19 protein-coding genes are annotated in these 18833 nt (G+C 50.0%); 2 read left to right on the top strand and 17 right to left on the bottom strand.

Annotation, left to right across the window (positions count from 1 at the left end):
• Window positions 1-85: 85 nt before the first annotated feature.
• Together OR1_RS05210 and OR1_RS05215 are read left to right on the top strand one after the other, a co-directional pair.
• On the top strand, window positions 86-985 hold the full coding sequence (locus OR1_RS05210; protein ID WP_041970482.1) for an SDR family oxidoreductase: 900 nt from the start codon (window positions 86-88) through the stop codon (window positions 983-985).
• Between the two features lie 110 nt (window positions 986-1095).
• Window positions 1096-1512 (top strand): response regulator, encoded by a 417-nt coding sequence (locus OR1_RS05215; RefSeq protein WP_041970484.1) that lies wholly within the window; start codon window positions 1096-1098, stop codon window positions 1510-1512.
• Here OR1_RS05215 and OR1_RS05220 read toward each other — a convergent pair.
• From OR1_RS05220 to OR1_RS05305, 17 genes are all read right to left on the bottom strand, one after another.
• On the bottom strand, window positions 1503-2024 hold the full coding sequence (locus OR1_RS05220) for an HAD family hydrolase (protein ID WP_272946189.1): 522 nt from the start codon (window positions 2022-2024) through the stop codon (window positions 1503-1505). The genes OR1_RS05215 and OR1_RS05220 overlap by 10 nt on opposite strands.
• Window positions 2025-2042: 18 nt before the next feature.
• Complete coding sequence (locus OR1_RS05225) at window positions 2043-3008, bottom strand: SIS domain-containing protein (protein ID WP_041970485.1); 966 nt, start codon at window positions 3006-3008, stop codon at window positions 2043-2045.
• Window positions 3005-3829, bottom strand: coding sequence for a 3-deoxy-8-phosphooctulonate synthase (gene kdsA, locus OR1_RS05230; protein ID WP_041970486.1), 825 nt, complete (start codon window positions 3827-3829; stop codon window positions 3005-3007). Before kdsA ends, OR1_RS05225 begins: the two co-directional genes overlap by 4 nt.
• Window positions 3830-3899: 70 nt before the next feature.
• Window positions 3900-5504: a CTP synthase gene (locus tag OR1_RS05235; RefSeq protein ID WP_041970488.1), complete on the bottom strand. Its 1605-nt coding sequence runs from the start codon at window positions 5502-5504 to the stop codon at window positions 3900-3902.
• Window positions 5505-5542: 38 nt separating this feature from the next.
• Window positions 5543-6298: a 3-deoxy-manno-octulosonate cytidylyltransferase gene (kdsB, locus tag OR1_RS05240; protein WP_041970489.1), complete on the bottom strand. Its 756-nt coding sequence runs from the start codon at window positions 6296-6298 to the stop codon at window positions 5543-5545.
• Window positions 6299-6428: 130 nt separating this feature from the next.
• Window positions 6429-7673, bottom strand: coding sequence for an EAL and HDOD domain-containing protein (locus OR1_RS05245; protein WP_041970491.1), 1245 nt, complete (start codon window positions 7671-7673; stop codon window positions 6429-6431).
• 32 nt (window positions 7674-7705) lie between these two features.
• Entirely contained in the window at window positions 7706-8773 is a 1068-nt protein-coding gene (locus tag OR1_RS05250) for a chemotaxis response regulator protein-glutamate methylesterase (protein ID WP_041970493.1), read from the bottom strand.
• Between the two features lie 42 nt (window positions 8774-8815).
• Complete coding sequence (locus OR1_RS05255; RefSeq protein WP_041970494.1) at window positions 8816-9553, bottom strand: response regulator; 738 nt, start codon at window positions 9551-9553, stop codon at window positions 8816-8818.
• 9 nt (window positions 9554-9562) lie between these two features.
• Window positions 9563-10426: a protein-glutamate O-methyltransferase CheR gene (locus OR1_RS05260; protein WP_041970496.1), complete on the bottom strand. Its 864-nt coding sequence runs from the start codon at window positions 10424-10426 to the stop codon at window positions 9563-9565.
• Window positions 10427-10731: 305 nt separating this feature from the next.
• Window positions 10732-11208, bottom strand: coding sequence for a cytochrome P460 family protein (locus tag OR1_RS05265; RefSeq protein WP_041970497.1), 477 nt, complete (start codon window positions 11206-11208; stop codon window positions 10732-10734).
• Between the two features lie 57 nt (window positions 11209-11265).
• Window positions 11266-12720, bottom strand: coding sequence for a heavy metal sensor histidine kinase (locus tag OR1_RS05270; protein WP_041970499.1), 1455 nt, complete (start codon window positions 12718-12720; stop codon window positions 11266-11268).
• Entirely contained in the window at window positions 12698-13375 is a 678-nt protein-coding gene (locus tag OR1_RS05275; RefSeq protein WP_041970500.1) for a heavy metal response regulator transcription factor, read from the bottom strand. The genes OR1_RS05270 and OR1_RS05275 overlap by 23 nt, the downstream gene beginning before the upstream one ends.
• A 170-nt stretch (window positions 13376-13545) precedes the next feature.
• Window positions 13546-14190 carry a metal-dependent transcriptional regulator gene (locus OR1_RS05280; RefSeq protein WP_041970501.1) on the bottom strand — a complete coding sequence of 215 codons (645 nt, stop codon included), beginning with the start codon at window positions 14188-14190 and terminating at the stop codon, window positions 13546-13548.
• 175 nt (window positions 14191-14365) lie between these two features.
• A complete protein-coding gene (gene feoB / locus OR1_RS05290; protein WP_082002834.1) occupies window positions 14366-16348 on the bottom strand; it encodes a ferrous iron transport protein B in 1983 nt (660 codons plus the stop codon).
• 72 nt (window positions 16349-16420) lie between these two features.
• Window positions 16421-16849 carry a Fur family transcriptional regulator gene (locus OR1_RS05295; RefSeq protein WP_041970504.1) on the bottom strand — a complete coding sequence of 143 codons (429 nt, stop codon included), beginning with the start codon at window positions 16847-16849 and terminating at the stop codon, window positions 16421-16423.
• 313 nt (window positions 16850-17162) lie between these two features.
• The gene (locus OR1_RS05300; RefSeq protein WP_041970505.1) at window positions 17163-17468 is read right to left on the bottom strand and encodes a hypothetical protein; all 306 of its coding nucleotides are present in this window, start codon (window positions 17466-17468) and stop codon (window positions 17163-17165) included.
• A gap of 365 nt (window positions 17469-17833) precedes the next feature.
• The gene (locus OR1_RS05305) at window positions 17834-18499 is read right to left on the bottom strand and encodes a PEP-CTERM sorting domain-containing protein (RefSeq protein WP_041970506.1); all 666 of its coding nucleotides are present in this window, start codon (window positions 18497-18499) and stop codon (window positions 17834-17836) included.
• Between the last annotated feature and the right edge of the window lie 334 nt (window positions 18500-18833).

Consider the following 18833-nt stretch of genomic DNA (forward strand, 5'->3'; position numbering starts at 1 on the left):
AAGAGTTGAATGAACCAAACGGTTTTCTCTATTCATGGCGAACGGTATTGGCTACAATATCCCGATCCAACTAACAGGAGGTTATATGAACAAACACGAAACGGCCTTCATCGTCGGTTGCGGAGATATCGGCAGAAGAGTTGCGATATGTGCCCATGCAAACGGGTGGCAGATAACCGCCCTGCTCCGTTCCGCAGAGAAACTGGACGGGATGAAACATATTATCAACTCCACTATCACGGCCAATCTGGATGACCCGTCCACGCTGCACTCCTTGCCTATTGCGGGCACAACGATCTTTTATTTTGCGCCACCACCCGGCGGGGGTGTAGTTGATTCGCGAGTCAGAAACTTCTGCAACGCCATCCCCCCGGGCATAAGGCCTAAAAAAATCATATACTTAAGCACTAGCGGTGTATATGGCGATTGTGGCGACATCGTAGTTACGGAAGAACAACCGCCAAATCCCCAAACCACCAGGGCTAAACGCCGGCTGGATGCAGAAAAGACAATTGCCGAGTGGGGGAGCAATCGAGACGTTCCAGTCGTGATTCTCCGCGTAACCGGCATATACGGACCGGGAAGGCTCCCCCTGCAGCACCTGATGAGCGGAGTGCCGCTGCTGTCTGAGCAAGAAGCACCGGTTACTAACAGGATTCATGCCGAAGACCTGGCAATGGTCTGCATTGCCGCAGCGGAAAGAGGTGAAGACGGTGACATATTTAACGTCAGCGACGGGGAACACGGCACCTTGACCCAATATTTCAATGCCGTTGCAGATCTCCTTGGGATGAAACGCCCCCGCCAGATAAACCGCGAGCAGGCAGCCGAAAGCATGCCTCCGCTGCTGTTCTCATATTTTTCGGAAATGCGCAGGATCGACAACTCGCTGATGTTAAAAAAGCTCGGTATTAAATTACAGTTCCCGACCCTTGCAGATGGGCTGGCATCGTGCAAACCCGATCCTTGGCCCTTGGCGGATTAATGAATTATTACGAGGATAAACCAGGGCCGGATCTTGAATTTTTTCTTCAGTAGAATAAAATTCATTAGAGCAGGTTTTTCCGGGTTACATACACTGAGAACGAGGCAATAATGAAAAGTGTAAAGATTCTTCTGGTAGAAGACAACCCTGACGATGAATTTCTGACCACGCGGATTCTATGCAAACTGGGATACTCAGCCATCGATGTGGTCCACCAGGGGGGGGAAGCCCTGGAATACCTGTTTGGAGAAGAGACGCACAACTACTCAACTGCCATTCCGATCAAAAAACCGGATGTCATCCTCTTAGACATGAGGATGCCCCTTATTAACGGAATCGAATTCCTGGAAGCTGCGCACGCAAACCTAAAGACTCATGAAATTCCGGTGATCGTAATAAGTTCGTCAAAACAGGAAAAAGAGGTCAACCGCTGTATTGAACTCGGGGCAAAGGCTTTTCTGAACAAGCCTCTTGACAGCATCGAAATTGGACGAGCCATCGTCGATTATTGCCCAAATCACCCTTGATAATACCTTGCGGTGACCTCATCCCACACCCCTTTGCCTTTGATAATAAGGTCGCAGACCTCACGGACCGCGCCCCAGCCACCTCGATTCTTTGCGACATAATCGGCATGCTCTGAAACATAGTCTATAGCATCAAGAGGTGCAGCAGCAAAACCGACCCGCCGCATTACCGGGATATCGATTATATCATCTCCCATGAAAGCGACTTCCTCGTCCTTAAGCCCTCTTTTCGTCAGAATTTCCAGATAAGGGGTGAGTTTGTCGAGAGCCTTCTGGTAAACAAGCGATATCCCGAGCTCTGCGGCACGGTTGGTTACCACCTGCGACTCCCTCCCCGAGATTATCCCCACTTCTACGCCGACACGCTGGAGCATCTTTATGCCATGCCCATCCTTGACGTTAAAGAACTTGGTTTCAACCCCATTGGCGTCGTAGACAATTCGACCGTCGGTCATTACCCCGTCAACATCGAGAAGCAGCAATCGGATATTTTTCAAGCACTCATGCGTCACGATTCACCATCCAAAATTTCAAGCTATCCCGGCCTTCAGCAGATCATGAAGATGAACAACCCCGACCGGAGTCAGTTTCGTATCGTCCTCGAATACAAACAATGATGTTATGGCGTACTGCTCCATCTGCTGCAAAGCCCTTGCAGCAAGCTCGGAACTCTTGATCCGCTTGGGATTTTTCGACATCAACGCACCGGCAGACTGATTCATGATGTCGATCCCCTGCTCCAGCGCCCGGCGAAGGTCACCGTCGGTGATAACACCGACCAAACCGCCCGTAGCATCAACCACACCGGTAATCCCAAGTTTTTTTGAGGTTATTTCAAAGAGGGCCTCGCGCATCAAGGTAGTTTCAGACACCAGCGGCGTGGCATCACCGGCATGCATCAGATCGTTGACCGTCAGCAGGAGTTTTTTCCCGAGTGCGCCACCGGGATGGAAAAGAGCAAAATCTTCCGCACTGAACCCGCGCTTCTGCAGCAACGCCACTGCCAGCGCGTCACCCATGGCAAGGGTTGCAGTCGTTGAGGCGGTTGGTGCAAGTCCAAGTGGACAGGCTTCCTCCTTAACGGATATATCGAGAACGACATCTCCGGCCCCGGCCAGGGTAGAAGCCATGTTGCCGGTCATGGAGACGAGTGTCGCGCCCAGACGTTTTATTACCGGCAGTATCCGTATAAGCTCTTCGGTCTCACCGCTATTCGACACGGCGATAACCACGTCTCCCTTCATTATCATGCCGAGATCACCGTGAATCCCCTCGGCAGGATGGAGGAAAAATGCCGGAGTGCCGGTGGATGCCATGGTGGAAGCGATCTTAAGGCCAATAAGGCCGGATTTCCCCATACCGGTAACCACAACCCGACCTTTTGAGGCAAGGATCAGGTCAACCGCCCGCTCGAATTCGCCGTCAATACGTTCAGCCAAAGTCAGAAGGGCCTCGGCCTCAACCCTTATCACCCGTCTGGCATCTTCCAGAATCATATTCTTTTCACGATCGCATCAATTGATTTGAGTTGCTTGAGGAGGTCGGCAAGGTCATCGAGCTTGATCGAATTCGGACCGTCGCATAACGCCTTGTCGGGATTTTCGTGTACTTCCATGAAGACGCCATCGATACAGGTAGCGACTGCGGCCCGCGCCAGATATTCAACGAATTCTCTCTGCCCGCCCGAAGCGCCGCCAAGGCCGCCAGGGAGCTGAACACTGTGCGTCGCATCGAAGACCACAGGGAAACCGGTACGACGCATGATCGGGAAGCTGCGCATGTCCACGACCAGGTTGTTATAACCGAAAGAGGCCCCACGTTCGGTCAGAATGATGCGCTCATTGCCCGTCGACACCGCCTTGCCCACGGCATTTTCCATATCCCAGGGTGCCAGGAACTGCCCCTTCTTGACATTGACAACCTTGCCGGTCTTTGCCACGGCCACTACAAGGTCGGTCTGGCGGCAGAGAAACGCCGGGATCTGCATAACATCAAGAACCTCGGCCGCCGGTTGCACCTGTTCAATGGAATGGACATCGGAAAGAACAGGGATTTCCAGCGACTCCCTCACTTTCCCCAATATCCTCAGCCCTTCCTTAACCCCGACACCGCGAAAAGATGTCACTGCCGTCCGGTTTGCCTTGTCGTAAGATGCCTTGAATACAAGTGGCATACCCACAGCATTGCAGATCGTCATCAGCCGCTCTGCTGCGCGAAGCGTTGCCAGTTCGTTTTCGATGACACACGGACCGGCAATCAGTACCAGAGGCCGGTTGCCGCCAATTTTAACATCTCTTATGGAAATTTCACTAACCACTGATATACCTGCAACAGTGAACAGCGCATGACAATAACTGAACCGGTCGTTCCGTTACCGTCCGCCTTATTCACCCCTTTCTATTGTTGAGGGCTGCGGCAATAAATGCCCTGAAGAGAGGATGCGGATTTAACGGCTTTGATTTGAACTCGGGATGGAACTGGCAACCGAGAAACCATGGGTGATCCGCAATCTCTACAACCTCTACCAGATCAACTTCCGGATAAATGCCTGAGAGCACCAGGCCGTTGGCTTTGAGCATTTCCCGATAACTGTTGTTGAACTCGTAACGGTGGCGATGACGTTCGTAAATATCGGTCGATCCATAGGACTTCTGGGCAAATGTCCCCTTGACCAGGCTGCACGGATAGGCGCCAAGCCGCATGGTGCCTCCCTTTTTGGACACACCCTTCTGCTCCTCCATCAGATGGATGACCGGGTTTTGGCAATCAGGCTTGAACTCACTGGAAAAGGCATCCGGGAGTCCGCAAACGTTCCGGGCGAACTCCACAACCGCCATCTGCATCCCGAGACAGATCCCGAAGAAGGGGATCTTGTGCATGCGAGCATGTTCGATAGCCCTGATCTTCCCCTCGGTTCCCCGTTCGCCAAACCCTCCGGGAACGAGTATCCCATCCACATTGTCCAACAGCCCATCGACGCCGTCCTTCTCGATCTTTTCCGAATCCACGAATGAGAGCTTTACCCTGCAGTCATTGGCAATCCCGCCATGTACCAGCGCCTCATTGAGCGATTTGTACGAATCGGCCAGATTCACGTACTTGCCGACTATGGCAATTTTAACCTCGCCATGGGCCGGTTTCCTCAACCTTTCCACCATCTCCTGCCATGGGGCGAGGTCAGGCGATTTGGTCCAGATATTCAATTTCTCCACAACCTGTTCATCCATACCCTCCCGATGCAGGTTAAGAGGGACGGCGTATATCGAGTCGGCATCGGCGGAGGTAATTACAGCCTTCTCGTCCACATTGCAGAACAGAGCGATCTTTGCCTTGAGTTCCTTGGGCAGGTCCTGTTCGCAGCGACAGATAAGAATATCCGGCTGAATACCGATCTCCTGGAGTTCCTTGACTGAATGCTGAGTCGGCTTAGATTTCAGTTCGCCGGCAGTCTTGATGTAGGGAACGAGGGTTACATGGAGATACAGGGCATTGCCAGCCCCCCTGTCGTGGCGAAACTGGCGGATCGCCTCAAGAAAAGGGAGCGATTCGATATCGCCGACCGTGCCGCCGACCTCCACAATCGCCACATCGTTCCCTTTGGCATTTTCCAGGATCTTGTGCTTGATCTCGTCGGTAATGTGCGGAATTACCTGGACGGTCCCGCCGAGATAATCTCCGCGCCGCTCCTTCTCGATCACCGAATAGTAGACCTGACCGGTAGTGAAATTGCTCTTCTTGGACAGTTTGGCCGTGGTATAACGCTCATAGTGGCCGAGGTCCAGATCTGTTTCAGCGCCGTCATCAGTAACAAATACTTCGCCGTGCTGAAAAGGGGACATTGTACCGGGATCGACGTTTATGTAGGGATCGAGCTTCTGCAGGGTTACACGTAATCCGCGAGATTCCAGAAGCGCCCCCAAAGAAGCGGCCGCCAGACCTTTACCGATTGAGGAGACAACCCCTCCAGTTACAAAAATAAATTTGGTTTTCATATCAACTCCGGAGAAACTCTCTCACCTTTCACATTTCATTACTTTTTCAAGCGCGCCAGAACCTTTTCCAGGTCAGCCGGAGTATCTACCCCTATTGACTCATGGGAAGTTTCAACCACCTTAATCCGATATCCGTTTTCCAAGGCTCGCAGCTGTTCTAGCATCTCAGCTTTTTCCAGAAAGGTTGGGGCGAGCTGCGCGAACCTTAGCAGAAAATCACGCCGGTACACATAAAGACCGACATGTTTGTAGCATAAGAGCTTTCCCGAAACAAAGGCTTCGTCCTTGAGATCGTTCCATTTGTCACGAAAGTTCGGCAAGGGAGACCGGGAAAAATACAGGGCAAATCCTGTGGCATCGGTAACAACTTTCACGACGTTGGGAGAGAGGAAATCGTGCAGGTTGCAGATCCGGGTCTTAAGTGTACCCATGACAATCGAGGCGTCCTCAATAAGCGGGGCGATAGCCGCGTCAATCATATCAGGGTCGATAAGAGGCTCATCCCCCTGGACGTTGACGATTATGTCGCTTTCCAGACGGGCCGCAACCTCAGCCAGACGGTCGGTACCGGTTTCATGGTCCCGGGAGGTCATCTCGGCACGCCCTCCGAAAGCCCTTACCGCTGCGGCAATCCTCTCATCATCGGTGGCGACCAGTACTTCCGAAACATGAGACGCTTTGGCAGTCTGCTCATATACATGCTGAACCATCGGTTTGCCACATATGTCGGCAAGCGCCTTGCCTTCGAACCTGGTGGAAGCATATCTGGCGGGAATAACCGCTGTGATCTTCATGGGTATCTACGCCTTGCGGTGGAATAGCTGCACAAAAGCGATATCTATGCTTCCGTGGAACCGTCCCTTCCTGGGGTGGGACAAACTAAGCTACACTAAATGGTGGAATAGTGTCAAGGAGGGAAAACCGCTAAGAGTATTCGGCGAGCCCCTTTGACCAGGCAATTGTTTCCAACTGGGCAGAGGCAAGCTGATCCGCAGTAAGTTGGACCTGAGCAAGCAGCTCCTCGGCCGCATTGAAGTCGGCCTTTTCCATCTCTTCCGCTATCTGCAGCAGTGTCCCGAGCCGCCCTTCCCTGTAGAGGAGAGCACTCCGGATATCGTCGGTCAGATTCAACGAAGCCACAACATCATCCACAGTTGTAGAAAGCAGGACATCAACCAGAGAGAGGACACCGGTCATGAATGCCCGCTCCCCCCACTCCTTGTCCTGGATGGAAACATTTGGCACCTGCATGGCGAGCAGTTCCATCAATCGGCCGCGAACCGAAGCCAGCTCCAGGAGAGGGCTGGCAGTAGTTCCGGCCCCTGCTCCCTGGCCGGCATAGAGCGCCAGCACAACCCAGCGCCGGAGTTGCTGGCGGCCAAGCACCATGATCGCATGCTTCAGTGATCTGACTTTTTCCCTAAGCCCAAAGGCAACCGAATTGACCAGCCTGAGTAAACCATATATGAGATTTGGATTCTGGCGGAAAGAGTTCTCGATCTCGGCAAGATCTGAGTCCAATTGAAGCTGGTTGAGCAGTTTCAAAAGGGTCGCCCTGGCCGTATCGATCCTTTTCTGTTTCAGTACAATCGGCCGGGAAAAGTAATACCCCTGGAAGAGCTCGAAACCCAGGGCATGACAAGCGTCATATTGCTCGCGTGTCTCCACCTTTTCGGCAAGGAACCTGAACCGCCAGCGGTCCAGCTGCTTGATAATCTCCGGCAAACTCTCAACAGGAGTTAGCAGGATATCGAATTTGATCACGTCAATCATCTTGTAGAGCGGCTCGTATGCGGGAGAATAGGTATGGTCGTCAGCTGCCAGGATAAACCCCTTTTCTTTGAGTTCCCCGCACCGCTCTATGACCTGATCGGTAATTTCGATATTTTCGAGAAGTTCGATAACAACATGGTCTTTCGGCAGAAGTTCCAGGGTATCGCTCATCAAAACGTTGGTATTGACGTTGAAAAACGCCTGATGGCGTCCCACTACATTGTCAATCCCGAAATCGGTCATGGCATTGAGGATGACACTGGCACTTGCCTGAGTCTGGTCGGTAAAATCCGCATATTGTTTATCGGCTGAACGGAACAACAGTTCGAAGGCCACGATCTGTTGGTCCCGATTCAATATCGGTTGCCGCCCAAGAAAGAATTTTTCCTCTGCCATGCGCCAGCCCTGAATTTAGTATCAAACTGAAATCACGTTGTAAGTTTCAGCACTTCGCGAGCAATCATCTCAAGGGGTTTGACATGATCGACCCCCCCCAGCTTTATCGCCTCGTTCGGCATGCCGAACACTACAGAGGTTGCTTCATCCTGGGCAATATTTACGGCTCCAGCCTCCTTCATCTCCAGCATCCCCTTGGCACCATCATCCCCCATGCCGGTCATAATTACGCCAACGGCATTCTTCCCGGCATAGCGCGCCGCAGAGCGGAACAGGACATCTACCGATGGCCTGTGCCTCGACACCAGAGGGCCATCCTTGATCTCGACATAATACCGTGCCCCACTGCTTTTCAGCAACATATGCCGGTTACCGGGAGCGATCAGGGCACAACCGCGGACTACGGTATCATTGTCTTCGGCTTCTTTAACGGTAATGCGGCAAATCCCGTTCAGGCGCTGAGAAAAGGCACGGGTAAACCCTTCCGGCATGTGCTGAACGATCACTATTCCCGGAGCGTCAGCAGGAAGGGCTTCCAGAAAAACCTTGAGCGCCTCTGTCCCACCTGTTGATGCCCCAACTACCACAACCTTTTCAGTTGTTTTGATCATGGCCCTGGAAGTAGGCTTTTCGATGATAACATCTGCAGTAAGTTTTGGTTGAATCTCGTGAGCCCTGGTGGAGATTCTCCCAAGCCGTGCCTCGGCAGCAGCCTTTACGGCATCGCAGATTCTGATTCTCGACTCTTCGAGAAACTGTTTGGTTCCCAGCCGCGGTTTGGTTATGATCTCCACCGCTCCATACTCCAAGGCCTTGAGAGCGGTCTCAGAACCCTGTTCCGTGAGGCTTGAGCACATCACCACCGGTATCGGATGCTGACTCATTATTTTTTGCAAAAAGGTAATGCCGTCCATCCTTGGCATCTCAACGTCGAGAGTTATTACATCAGGGACAGCATCCTTAATGCGATCAGCGGCAACAAACGGGTCGGACGCGGTTGCCATTACCTGAATCTGCGGATCAGAGTTCAAAATATCGGTAAGGGTCTGACGGACAACCGCAGAATCATCAACAACCAGGACCTTGATCAATTTCTTCATCAACAGCCACCTCCGGCAGATGCTTTCAGTTCAAATTCAAGATCATCGGGACGCAATCAATGCCATGATCTCTTCAATCACATAATCCAGTGACAGTTCCAACTCCGGGAATAACTCGGCAACCCGTTTCATATCCCCCTCTCTGGCAGACTTTTCAATCTCGAACGAAATAGCTCGAAGACCATCAGCCCCGACGTTACCGGCAATACCTTTGATTGAATGGGCTCGGCGCTCCGCACCGGACTGATCCGCTACGGCAATTGCCATGGCAAGACCTTCACGAAGAAGCGGTGCCTCTTCCAGGAACGTTTCCCACAGATCGACCAGGAAGTCGTCATCACATTCCAATCTTGCCTTCACTGCTTCCGGGTCAACATGGTGGTTGTTGACAGTAGCTGCCTCTGCCCCATTTCCGGATCGAAAATAATTTAGAATATCCGTCATTGCCGTTTCATCAAAAGGCGCAGTAACAAATTTGTCCACCCCGGACTGGCGATATTCGTGCAGAGCAGATTCATCCTGATCCGAGGTGGCTACAATTACCGGGACATTACTACCAGTACCGGCAAACCTGACATTCCGCACCAGAGCGACCAAATCTATCCCATCGATATCCGGATTATCGTTATCGATAACTATACCATCAAAGCTGAAGCGTTCCAACGCAGCCAGCGCTTCCGTCAAACCGTCAGGACTCAGATAGAATTCGACGGAACCGCCAAAATATTTTTCTAACAGAGTTGGCAGGTTTTCACCAAAACCATAAACAAGGAGCCGCATTAATTGACCTCACAACTTGCGGTAAACAGTCGGAAACACGGGCGTCAAAGGCACGTTGAGCCCGTTCAGTGTCTCGGAATGCCCCATGAAGAGATACCCGCCAGGGGCCAGCACCCGGCAAAACTTATTAATCAGGCACTCTTGGGTATTACGGTCAAAATAGATGATCACATTGCGACAAAAAATAATCTGAACGTGTTCCCTTATGCCAAAATCATTATCCATGAAATTAAGTCTTTTGAAATGCACTTTTTCCCTCAACTCGGGAGTGATACGAACCATGGGATTTTCACGGTCCTTGCTTCTAAGCAGATACTTCTTCTTCATGGAAAGTGGTACAGGTTCAATTCTTTCCTCTTCATAAACAGCAGTCCGGGCCTTGTCCAAAACCCTTGTCGATATGTCGGTTGCGAGGATATTATACGAGAATCCTGCGTGAGCTTCCGCATAATCGCTCAACACCATCGAAAGGGTGTATGGCTCCTCTCCGGTGGAACACCCGGCACTCCATACAAGTAGACGTCTTGATACACCTAGTTGTTGCCTGCTTTCCAATTCTGGCACCGCCTGCCGTACCAGATAATCGAAATGATCCGGTTCCCGGAAAAAATCGGTCTTGTTGGTAGTAACCAGATCAATCATCTTTATCAGTTCTTCTTCCATACCCGCTTTACTGAAAAGGTAATCGCAATACTCGGTAAAGGATGTAATCTGAAGAATCCGGAGTCGTTTCTGAAGCCTCGCTTCCAGCATCGTCTTTTTGGCAATGGGCATTTTTATACCGCATTGTTTATATATAAATTGGCTTAGCCTGCTGAAGTCAGAGCTGGTTAACCCCGAGGCTCGATCCGAAAGACAGGGATCAACAATCATATCTTTTTCCTTCCCTTATCGATAATACAGGAATCTATTCAATCGCAGCAAGATGCCAGCTAATCCTAATATTTCCGAGTTTAGTGCCATGCTTCATACTTGGGGTCAGCATTGTTCAACGTCAATTTTTCTTATCGACAGATATGAAAGATCCTTCAGAAAAGTTCTCCCACGACATAAAAAAAGCGCCACGTTGTCGTGACGCCCGGCAAAGGGGAAAACTATCAATATGCTGAAACTACTGAAAATTACAATTATTGCGAATAAGTCAGGCCGACTCACTCACAGTATATCCGAGGATGATCCTATCGAAAATCCGAATACTTTGAAATAACATAATCAGCTGCTGCGGCATCTTTAGCATGGCATTCAAAACAGTTTTTGACCGGATCAAGGGATTTATTCAACTTGCCGTCAGGCGTGAACCCGGCAAAGAGCCATCCGCCGGTAGCCTTCTGACTCTTGTCCTTTTTCATCAGCACCACCATGTTCTTCTTACCCTTGACCTGTTTGCCACCCTCGACCTTAATATTGTAGAAATCTACGACAAACTGACTCCCCTCCGGATACTTCCCACCACTCCGGTAAGCCGACATCGCCTTTTTGTCCACATAGAGATGATGGATGCCGTAAAACAGGGAACTCTTGTCGGATACAATCTTTTCTCTGCTCTTATCCCATTTTTCATACCCCTTCGGCAGGGCAATCCCCGCTGCCGAAGCCCGGTTATACGAAGCAGCAACCAGAACAAACACCACAGCACCAACGATCAAGATACGCATATAAAATAATCCTCCAACACATTTTTTATCAGACGAATAAAAACTAGGGGCATGGCGCTAAGCCACGACCCCTTGCCGGAGGGGTACCGGAAAAGAAAGGGTAACCTTGGTGCCCTGACCGACTTCGCTTTCTATTGAAACAGTCCCGCCATGCAATATCATAATTGATCTGACAATCGAGAGCCCAAGCCCAGATCCCTTGATATTGGCAGTTCCACCGCCTAATACCCGGTAAAACCGGTCAAAAAGCCGACCAAGGTGCTCCTTTTCAATACCATACCCCTGATCCAACACCGAGATGTCGACAGACTGCCCTCTATTTGTAGCTTCCAAGGTAATTACAGCCCCACTAGGAGCGTATTTGATCGCATTTGAGATCAAATTACTGATAGCTCTTCTAAGAAGGGTTGCGTCAGCCCAGACTATCAATCCTGGGTCACACAACACCATGAAAGCCTTGCCCTGGGCATATTCGGAATAATAATCCTGAAGATTGTGGATTTCATCCTTTACCCTGATCTCCTCGAATTTCAGCTCAACCTCTCTGGAATCGGCCATTGCCAGGAAAAGCAGGCTTTCGACAATTTTCGTCAACCGTTGGTACTCTTCAAGGCTTGACTCGATAACTCTCTCATACTCCTCGCTGCTCCGCTTCCTACTGAGGGCAATCTCGGCCTCACCCCTGAGAATGCCAAGCGGGGTGCGAATTTCATGAGCAAGATTAGCCGCATAACTCCGCATTCGCTCGAACGACTCCTGCAGCCTGTCCAGCATCAGATCAAGAGAATTGGCAAGTGTCGATAATTCAAGCGGCCATAGCTGCGCAGAAAAACGTTCGCCGAGCTTGTTCGCAGTAATCTGCCTCGTTTTGTCGGCTATGGCAGCGAGCGGGCGCAACCCTCGAACAGTAATGTACCTGCCGGTCAGACCGGCCAGAGAGACTCCCAGCATAAGCGCCGCGAGGATCTTTAAGGCATAATCTCTCCGAATATGCTCAAGATTTGAGATATCAAGGGCAAACTGTACGTGCCTGGTCTCCCCGTTCTTCAGATTCACCGCAAAGGTCTCGACAATAAAGGTTTTCCCCTTGACCTTTATCGTCTCGTAATCATGTAATTTAGGCAAATCGTAAGCAACCGGGGGATGGAATGCCGTAGCTGGAATCAGATGCCCCATCGAAGGGGTTTCAATGACCGGTACATTGTTGCCATCCAACAACCGGACATATAGTTTGGCATATTCTTTTTCTCCTGAACTGACAATTTTCCTGGAGAGCCCCTCAAAATCTCCGGTGTTAAGCAACAAAACGATCAAGGCGATTTCGTCCCTCATATATGCAATCGTGTGCCCCCTGAGACTCTGAGTTAAGCCCCAGTAAAGCATCGACATGCAGATAATAAGGATTATGAACGCAGATAATAGAAAATGAGCTATTAGCTGGTTGGCAATCGAAAATTTTGATTTTCCTGCAGAGGGATTGTTCTCCGGATCAGCCACGATCTTCCAAGACATATCCGACCCCTCTCACGGTATGTATCAGCTTTTTTTCAAAGGGGTCATCTATTTTTGCCCGTAAACGGCGCATATGCACATCAACCACATTGGTTTCGTGGAAATCATCGAGATTCCAGATTCGCTCCGCTATCCTGGTTCTGGACAAGGCCTCCCCCTTATTCTTCAGGAGAAGTGACAACAGAGTGAATTCTTTCGGCGTCAGGTCGATCCGGGTCCCTTGACGAGTCACCCGGTGGGCCGCAAGATCCAGTTCCAGATCATCCAGGGAATATTTGAGTTCCGTGGCTCTTGGTTGACCACGCCGTATCACGGTATGGATTCTTGCCAAGAGCTCGGCAAAAGCGAACGGCTTGACGATATAATCGTCGGCCCCCAATTTGAGCCCTTGCAACCGGTCGTCCAGACCGTCAAGCGCCGTGAGGAATATAACTGGCGTCAGGTTGTTCTTTTCCCGGAGTATTTTTATGACTTCTCTGCCATCCATCCCCGGAAGCATGACATCAAGGATAATGATGTCATAATCGGATGAAGTAGCAAGCTTTAAAGCATCTGTGCCATAGTGGGCCACGTCGACGCGAAACCCATTTTCCAACAATCCTTTTTTAATAAAATCAGCAGTTTTGAACTCGTCTTCGACAACAAGAACTTTCATGGAGGTCTCCCGGCGTCCGTTTCTGTAACAGCTTGATTCCCAATATACCATACGATTGAGTGATTGGTAAGATCACTCCAAAGTAACACATCGTCGCTATTCAGTTATTTCTTTCTAGAAAATCCCCCCGGCCGGTGACTCAGTTAAATGGGGCACAAGATGTCTCAAATTTATTTTCTCACTATTATCTCCCGAGCCATGGCGGTGTCAATGGCAAATTCAGAGAACCCTACCCGGAAAATATATGAAGGGAAGGTCTGTAACAGGGTAATCCTGTTTCCCGGCAAAACCCCCAGAGCCATAAGCTTCTGCATCTTCTTGTCGTCACCGCTCTGAAGATAGGCGATTTCACCCTCCTCGCCCGATTTCAGCTCCGTAAGAGGTACCACGCCGAGATCGCCGCTGTTACGCGCTGCTTCGCAGCAGTCGCCTGCCGGTATCATCTTGCCATGAGGACAGGTCGTGGGGTGATTAAGCATGGTGCAGATCTTGGTGTCTACCCCTTCGTTCAGCAGGTGCTCGAACTGGCACGCCTTGTCTTCCGCATTTTCACCACGAATATTGAGAACGTCCATCATCAATCGTTCAGCCAGTCGATGGCGCCTTATGGTTGTACGCCCCTCTTCCTTCCCCTCAGGACGAAAATAAAGTCGCCCCTCTTTAAGCTCGACAAGTGCCAGGGAAGTTAGTTCCCTGACTGCGGGATCATCAACGGCTACTTTCAGTAACTCCAGCTCCGCAAACCCCTTCCCCTCCTCTTCGATGGCTATCCACATTGATTCCAGTATTTCTTCAGATTTTTCCGTTAATTTCATTTCTTTGCTCCTGTAATTATACCTTTTATCTTTTTTATGATTTTGGGTTCTTCAGGATTTTCGTAGTAACAACGAGGGCATCTCACCATGCGGCATCCGCCCGGTTTGCCGCATTTACCGCACCCCCGGATATCTTCCGACTCCTCGAATTCATGTCCGCAGTATCCGCAGCGGATCATAACAGTCTCGTTGCCACAAGGAACTGATTCAAGAGATACCCGGAGCCAAAGGCCATGAAGGTCACAAAAGCCCCGATCCCCAGAGAAACGGCCCAGCCGCGTTCCTTCTTCATGATCAGGAACTGCGCCACGCAGGGGATGAACAGCGTCAGTGTTACTGCCGCCACGGTAAGCTGCCTCGCATCAAGTATACCCTTGGTCTGCAGGTCGTAAAGGCCGGCTGCGCCGTAATCCCTGCGAAAGAACCCGAAAATGAACGCTACCGTAACTTCCTTAGGCAAACCGAGCTGGTTCATGAGCGGAGTGAGCCAGTCAACCAACTTGGCAAAGAAATTCGTGATTTTGCCGAGCCAGAGCAGGATCGAAGCCAGCACGAACAGTGGTAAAATCTCCAAAAAATACCACTGCATACGAGTATAGGTCTTGGTGAGGATGTTAGAGAGCTGCGGCATCCTCATTGGCGGGAGTTCCATATAGAACATCGGGGTTTCACCAGGCATGAGCCTGGCCGCGAGGAAGCCGATCAGCAGAAAAATGAGGATCAGACAGCCGCTCCAGACCAGAAGGGTTGCCGGGTTTTTCGACAGAATGGACAAAATTACCCCTAGTTGTGCCGAGCACGGGATAGCCAATGCCAGCAGCAGGGTGGCAATCACCCGCTCCCTGACTGTTTCCAGAGTCCGGGTAACCATCGTTGCCATAGTGTCGCACCCGAAACCGAGCACCATCGGTATTACTGCCCGGCCGGTAAGCCCGATTTTCTTGAAGATTCGGTCAACCAGAAGGGCCAGGCGGGGGAAATAGCCACTGTCCTCAAGCAGTGAGAAAAACAGGAAGAAGGTGGCTACAATCGGCAAAATTATGCCAACGGCATACCGGAGCCCAAGGGTGATAATGCCATATTCGCCCACCAGAAGCTCCTGTATCGGCCACCATGGGACCAGCCCCTTAACCACGCCAATGATCCAGGGGTTGAACAGCCCTTCGAACAGTTTCCCTTCCAGAAGATCAACCAGCGTGCCGGCACCAAAATCACCGACAAACTTGTAAAGCCCGAAGTACAGAACTACCAGAAGCAGCGGTATGCCGGTTATGGGTCTGACGGCCAGCATAGACAGCCTTTCACCATTGGTGACCCTGCGCTTATCCGGCAGTTGCAACACGCCGTGAATAATCCCTTTCACCATTCCTTTCCACTCAAGGGAAAGATCCAGGTTGAAGGTTTCACGACGGGCAAAAGAGATCTCCCTGACCACCTCTTCGATGGCCGGATAGGCATCCCCCTCCTTTAGCCTCACCAAAGCGGCGACTTCATCGTCCCTTTGCAGCATCAGCAAAGCCAGTGATCGCTTCGACAGGGGGTAATCGCCGTGAAGCATCCCCGCAACCCGCTCCATATCCCGCTCCAGCGTTTGACTGTATGTTATTGCCGAGCGCCCGGTCTCACCGCCAGCGGATATCGCATTCCGGATCTCGTCCAAACCACGCTTTCTTGCGGTTGCGGCGCTGATTGCCCGCACCCCGAGCTTTTGCGAAAGGAGATGAAAATCAATCGACAGGCCAAGCCGTTCGGCCTCATCCATTATGTTCACAACCAACACCACAGGCAATCCCGCATCGATAAGCTGTAGGGTCATAGGCAGCATCCGCTCCAGATTGCGGCCATCCACGACATGCAACACCACATCGGGTCGCTCCGTAAGCAGGATCTCCCGTGCCACCCGCTCCTCTTCGGTGATCGGCAGCAGGGCGTACATACCGGGGGTATCTATGATCTCGAAATTGGCGCCGTTTATCTGCGCCGAGCCCCGTGAAACCTCCACTGAAGTCCCGGGGTAATTTGATACTGTAACATAGGCTCCGGTAAGGGCATTGAACAGGGCACTCTTGCCGACATTCGGATTCCCCACAAGCGCAACTCTCTTGCGCGATGATTTGACTCCTGAGACTTCTTCGGATTCATTGTTACCGGACAACATTGACATCAGGGCAATTCCTCTCAAACATTTTGCTTTTGAAAATCACTTTCATTTATAAGACAAAGCAAATCATCACCTGCATTTGGCGCAAATCCCGTAAAGCTCCAGCTTGTGGTTCTCGATCTGGAAACCATGTGCGCCGGCAACCTCCTGCTGCAACTGCTCGATATCCTGATTCTCGAACTCAATGATCGTGCCGCAGCGGGTGCATACCAGATGATCGTGATGCTCCCCTTCATTGGCATGTTCATACCTGGTCTGACCGTCGCCGAACTGGATCTCGCGAGCAATCCCGGATTCGGCAAAAAGCTTCAGGGTCCGGTAAACGGTTGCATAACCGATGTTGGGATTTTTGCTGCGAAGCTTCAGATACAGCTCTTCAATACTGATATGCCTGCTTGAAGAGAGAAAACAGTCGAGAATAATATCCCGCTGGCGAGTCGATTTCAGGCCTTTCTGGGCAATAAACAAGCGAAACTTGTTTTTCTTTGCGTGTTTCACATCGCCACCTTTTTGAAAGTGATTTTCACAATACATTTCATTCACTGTGATGTCAAATTATTTTTCGTGTAAATTGTAAATTCCAGAAGTGGATGCGAATATCCAGAAGCCATTGCGAATAGTTTGCAGGAGGGTGGTGGTTTCAGAAGACGATTAGAAATTTCAGAAGAGGATGAGAATGGCTGGCTAAAGGGGGTAAGGTCAACTATTCGAAAAAATAGGGGTAATCCTGTGGACAGAATTACCCCTATTTCTCGTTAAAAGGTAGGTTTCCCCGGCATTCTTTCGCTAGATTTTCTCAGGGGGAATTTGGTTATTTGCTCACAAATTCAAATTTATCACCTGTTTTAATAACCCATTGTCCAGATTCCAATTTTAATATCTCATACGGCCCGCCCCAATCACCTGCACTCCAGTTAGTTATAACCAAATAAGCTCCTTCTCTTTGTTTGTGAAGACCGACTACCTTAATATCTCTTCGTAGCCCTGACGCATATTTGGAGACGTGTGCATTAATGGCGTCGATGGGAGGAGTGTCACCTTTTGCTGCTGCAATCGAAGAGCTTGAGGTACATACCATTAGAAATATAAATAGATATGCTGATGCTAATTTATTCATAGTCCCTTCCTCCTTTTTGTGTTGGAAAAAATAATAAAAAAAACTAACGAAGCTTAGGACATTTCGTTCTCATTAACAATATAAAGTCGTATGCTATACTGAAAATATAAGATTCCCCCGAGTTATCCACACCAGAATACCAAATATACCCCTCCGCTCGCTTCGCTCGAAGTAATATGGCTAAGCGTGCTTGAAATCATAGTGTGCGATATATGTTCTTTCGGCTTTGCCAGAAAGAACAGCTTGGTTGACATACCGTAAAAGTAAAGTCTATTTATCGTTTAATTTCTCTAATCGCAGAAATAAAAAGAGCTGGCATAGTGCCAGCTCTCATGATATCCGAAGTTATGGAATAACGATTAATTCTAAGAGAAAAGACGCTGCCGCCGCATAACAGCCACCAGCCCGATCCCGGCAGCCAACAAGACAACCGTGCTCGGTTCGGGCACAGGTGCCGACGGATCGACAGGTACGGTCCATTCCCCACGTAAAGGCGCCAGAATATCTGACGACAACCCAGCCATTTCATCTGAATACATGTTGGGAATCGGCCCGAAGTTGTTCTGATAAATGCTTGAGGCCATAGTCCATTTCAATCCTTCTGGTGCATACGGGTTGTAGTTGGTCTGGAACGTCAGCAGATTAAGCTGTCCCTGTGGTGGTGCTGCAAGGGTCGGGGTGTTATAGAAAAACCACAGAATTGTCGTGCTCATGGGAAGGCCGTTGTAGGTACTGCCATCAAGGACTGCATCCCAGAAGAGGAAATTTTCACTCGGCCCCCAGGCACGAACATAGCTATTGTTCGGCATGTCACCATGCCAGTTGGGGTTAGTGAAATTGCCGATTCCGCTGTAGTTGATGCCGTCTGATGGCGATGCTGCCGAGAACCGCTGTCCGCTGAGTATGAAGCCCTCAACGAAGTTGAATGGCTCAACCGACAGTTGAGCAAATGTTTGTGTCATAGGCAAGGCAAAGGCGCTAGAAACGTTCATAGAAAAAAGTAATATTGCCCCCAATAATATCCGCTTCATAGCGACCTCCTTTATTTAAAAAAAATTCTTACTTAAATAGCAAATATCATTCCAAAGAGCTATCAGCCTTTAATTACTCACATTTTTTGCTGTCAATGTCTACCTTGAAGCGGAATTGTAAAGTATTCCGACGATATTATAACGGATTATTTTATTTAACATTATAACATTTTTAAAGAAATGGGTTTATCTTGCGAGTTGTGAATATGTGTAGTGTCGGAATTTTTTACATTATTGTCTGACAACATATCCATATCCGCTTGAGCGAGGCCACAGCCTCATCCAAACGGGAGAATTGTTTTTCGATTTCGGCAACGATTTGTTGCTGCTCATT

Source organism: Geobacter sp. OR-1 (genome assembly GCF_000813145.1).
Classification (GTDB): Bacteria; Desulfobacterota; Desulfuromonadia; order Geobacterales; family DSM-12255; genus Geoanaerobacter.

Bases quoted from the DNA above. Each gene is read 5' to 3' on its own strand.
- OR1_RS05265 (WP_041970497.1), bottom strand. From the start codon at position 11,208: ATGCGTATCTTGATCGTTGGTGCTGTGGTGTTTGTTCTGGTTGCTGCT.
- OR1_RS05210 (WP_041970482.1), top strand. From the start codon at position 86: ATGAACAAACACGAAACGGCCTTCATCGTCGGTTGCGGAGATATCGGC.
- OR1_RS05245 (WP_041970491.1), bottom strand. From the start codon at position 7,673: ATGGCAGAGGAAAAATTCTTTCTTGGGCGGCAACCGATATTGAATCGG.
- kdsB (WP_041970489.1), bottom strand. From the start codon at position 6,298: ATGAAGATCACAGCGGTTATTCCCGCCAGATATGCTTCCACCAGGTTC.
- feoB (WP_082002834.1), bottom strand. From the start codon at position 16,348: ATGTTGTCCGGTAACAATGAATCCGAAGAAGTCTCAGGAGTCAAATCA.
- OR1_RS05255 (WP_041970494.1), bottom strand. From the start codon at position 9,553: ATGCGGCTCCTTGTTTATGGTTTTGGTGAAAACCTGCCAACTCTGTTA.
- OR1_RS05280 (WP_041970501.1), bottom strand. From the start codon at position 14,190: ATGAAATTAACGGAAAAATCTGAAGAAATACTGGAATCAATGTGGATA.
- OR1_RS05215 (WP_041970484.1), top strand. From the start codon at position 1,096: ATGAAAAGTGTAAAGATTCTTCTGGTAGAAGACAACCCTGACGATGAA.
- OR1_RS05275 (WP_041970500.1), bottom strand. From the start codon at position 13,375: ATGAAAGTTCTTGTTGTCGAAGACGAGTTCAAAACTGCTGATTTTATT.
- OR1_RS05270 (WP_041970499.1), bottom strand. From the start codon at position 12,720: ATGTCTTGGAAGATCGTGGCTGATCCGGAGAACAATCCCTCTGCAGGA.
- OR1_RS05300 (WP_041970505.1), bottom strand. From the start codon at position 17,468: ATGAATAAATTAGCATCAGCATATCTATTTATATTTCTAATGGTATGT.
- OR1_RS05250 (WP_041970493.1), bottom strand. From the start codon at position 8,773: ATGAAGAAATTGATCAAGGTCCTGGTTGTTGATGATTCTGCGGTTGTC.
- OR1_RS05235 (WP_041970488.1), bottom strand. From the start codon at position 5,504: ATGAAAACCAAATTTATTTTTGTAACTGGAGGGGTTGTCTCCTCAATC.
- OR1_RS05305 (WP_041970506.1), bottom strand. From the start codon at position 18,499: ATGAAGCGGATATTATTGGGGGCAATATTACTTTTTTCTATGAACGTT.
- OR1_RS05225 (WP_041970485.1), bottom strand. From the start codon at position 3,008: ATGATTCTGGAAGATGCCAGACGGGTGATAAGGGTTGAGGCCGAGGCC.
- OR1_RS05260 (WP_041970496.1), bottom strand. From the start codon at position 10,426: ATGATTGTTGATCCCTGTCTTTCGGATCGAGCCTCGGGGTTAACCAGC.